Origin of the sequence: Vibrio sp. CUB2 (assembly GCF_001557945.1) — a bacterium.
Classification (GTDB): domain Bacteria; phylum Pseudomonadota; class Gammaproteobacteria; order Enterobacterales; family Vibrionaceae; genus Vibrio; species Vibrio owensii.
On sequence record NZ_LNRB01000053.1, the window covers coordinates 1 to 2,228 of the forward strand.

At 40.0% G+C, this 2,228-nt stretch carries 4 protein-coding genes; 3 read left to right on the plus strand and 1 reads right to left on the minus strand.

Going from position 1 to position 2,228, the window contains the following annotated elements; genetic code table 11:
- Positions 1 to 220: helix-turn-helix domain-containing protein (locus tag ATB78_RS27695; RefSeq protein ID WP_155647873.1), on the minus strand; the 220-nt coding region annotated here is incomplete at its 3' end.
- Positions 221 to 533: 313 nt separating this feature from the next.
- On the opposite strand from ATB78_RS27695, the gene ATB78_RS27700 reads away from it, so the two are divergent.
- The 3 genes from ATB78_RS27700 (at position 534) to ATB78_RS27710 (ending at position 1,992) form a co-directional block, all read left to right on the plus strand.
- On the plus strand, positions 534 to 878 hold the full coding sequence (locus ATB78_RS27700) for a hypothetical protein (protein ID WP_017190364.1): 345 nt from the start codon (positions 534 to 536) through the stop codon (positions 876 to 878).
- The gene (locus ATB78_RS27705) at positions 862 to 1,305 is read left to right on the plus strand and encodes a hypothetical protein (RefSeq protein WP_017190363.1); all 444 of its coding nucleotides are present in this window, start codon (positions 862 to 864) and stop codon (positions 1,303 to 1,305) included. Before ATB78_RS27700 ends, ATB78_RS27705 begins: the two co-directional genes overlap by 17 nt.
- 156 nt (positions 1,306 to 1,461) lie before the next feature.
- On the plus strand, positions 1,462 to 1,992 hold the full coding sequence (locus ATB78_RS27710) for a GNAT family protein (protein ID WP_061011150.1): 531 nt from the start codon (positions 1,462 to 1,464) through the stop codon (positions 1,990 to 1,992).
- The last annotated feature ends 236 nt before the right edge of the window (positions 1,993 to 2,228 follow it).

Consider the following 2,228-nt stretch of genomic DNA (forward strand, 5'->3'; position numbering starts at 1 on the left):
GCGAGCGGCTCAGCCGGTTACGAGCCATTTGTTGGGCTCTCCACGCCTGATAGGAGTACCTTTTAAAGTGTCTGTTGTATCGGGAATTGCGTTCAATTTCTCGATAGATAGTAGCTTTGTGACGACCAAGTTGTTTAGCTATTTTAGCGGTACTAATTCCTTGCTTTCTGAGAGCAGAAATCATATACCTTTCGTTCTCAGTTAGGTGCGTGTATTTCATGTTTTTTACTTCTTGGTGGGAGCAAACTTCATGATTATCGCATCTCACTGTTTTTATGTTCAGAGGTGTCGCACTTCGTACTTGAATCCAAGACACCTAACAAAGCGTTTAAGACAGATTCCCAACGCATGGCATTTTTCATTCCATCGTTGGGTTTTGTGTTTATGGTGGTATGGTTAAGTTTCGTGGTGGCGTTGCTCACTACTTAACGCGGCGTTATATTTCCGAGTCACATCACGAATAACCATGCTTGTCTGTAGCTTGAATTTGTTAGGGTCTTTGTTTTGTCAGTAACCCAACCAAAGGCTAAGTTATGGAAAAAATAGGCTATTGTGAAATTAAAGGTTTTAAGTTATCGAGGAAGAGTAAAAAGGCGGTTTCCGATATAAGAAGTATTATGAAACAAGGAAACCTGTTTACTAGTGCGGTATCAACAGTTCCATTGTTTCAGATTTTTGCAAGCCCGAGCGTGACGAGTAGTCCATTTGAAATGGGTATTACAATTACTGAATATGACTGGGAAATGTTCGGTCGAGCGATGACTTCTTCGACCAGAATTGTTAGAGGTGAGATTTTTAAAATCGCATATAGACAGGAAATCTTTACGAATGGTAATGAACAGAAATTTTGGAGGTGTGTGAGTGAAGCATCTAAGTAAATGGATCTTTATTTCAATGTTGATTGCCGGTTGTTCAAGTAATCCTGATAGTGTTCAAGCGTTAAAAGCATGGGATGACAAGTATGAAGAGTGCTTTATTTCAAATCAGACAAAGCGACATTTCCCGGATAATCCATGGTTTAACTCTTTGAGTCTTGAAGACAAAAAAATTGTTATAGGCTACTTATATAATTACAACTCTAGAAGTTGTATCTCACGTGAAGTGGAGACTCTGAGAAGTGCGTTACAGCGAGAAGGGAATGACTCGTTACTTCATATTTTTGAGGCAGACCTTTCCCCTTTGGAAAGTGTCTCACTAGATGCAATTAAGCATTTAGATCAACAGGAATTACGCAAACTACAATCTGAATACTCACAACCATTTAACTTGTCAGAGATTATAGAAAGCTTAAACCTATACAATTAAATTTGAAATATAACAATCTGTTTAAGAGTGATTCGCAACGCGTGGCATTTTTACTATGCGTTGCGTTTAGTGTTAAAGGTGGTATGCGGCGGCTTTGGTATTGCGTTGCTCACACCTTAACAGGGCGTTAGTTGCTATCAGCTACAAGGAAGTATGATGCACAAAAATAGAGTTGAAATTCGCCCCGCGAAAGAAGGTGAGTTGGAGCTAATATATAGCCTTATCGTTTCAAATGATGAGTGGACTAAATTCAATGGACCGTATTTTCCGTATTCTCATCCTTCACTTGAACAGTTCAAAAACGGTACATTTCAACGTTTAATCTCAGGTGTCGATCTTCAAGTTATCACTCTTGATAACAAACCTGTAGGTACGGTTAACAGCTACTGGGAGTGCGAAAGTACAAGGTGGCTTGAAGCTGGGGTTGTTATCTATGACACACAGTGTTGGGGTATGGGGATTGCAGCTCAAGCTATACCTCTATGGGTCACTCATCTTTTTAGTGCACATAATATTGAGCGTGTTGGAATGACGACATGGTCAGGAAATCCTAGAATGATGGCACTCGCATCAAAGCTTGGTTTCACGCAAGAAGCTGTGTTACGAAAAGTCCGTTACTATCAAGGCAAATATTACGACTCAGTTAAATATGGTGTGCTTAGGTCTGAGTGGGAAGTTCGCAACTAACAAAGCATTTAAGGCAGATTCGCAACGCGTGGCATTTTTGGTTTGGTCAGCTTTGGTGTTTACGGCACAATAGTTAGGTTCAGTGGTGGTGTTGCTCACTACTTAATGCGGCGTTAGCTCGATATATCAACACCTTATAGTCAAGGTTCTAGTAAGTAATTACTGATCCAGTAAATTGCAGTCTCTCGTGAAGTCATACGAAAAAAAGCTAAGTGGATTTGTGTCGTGACTTTTTA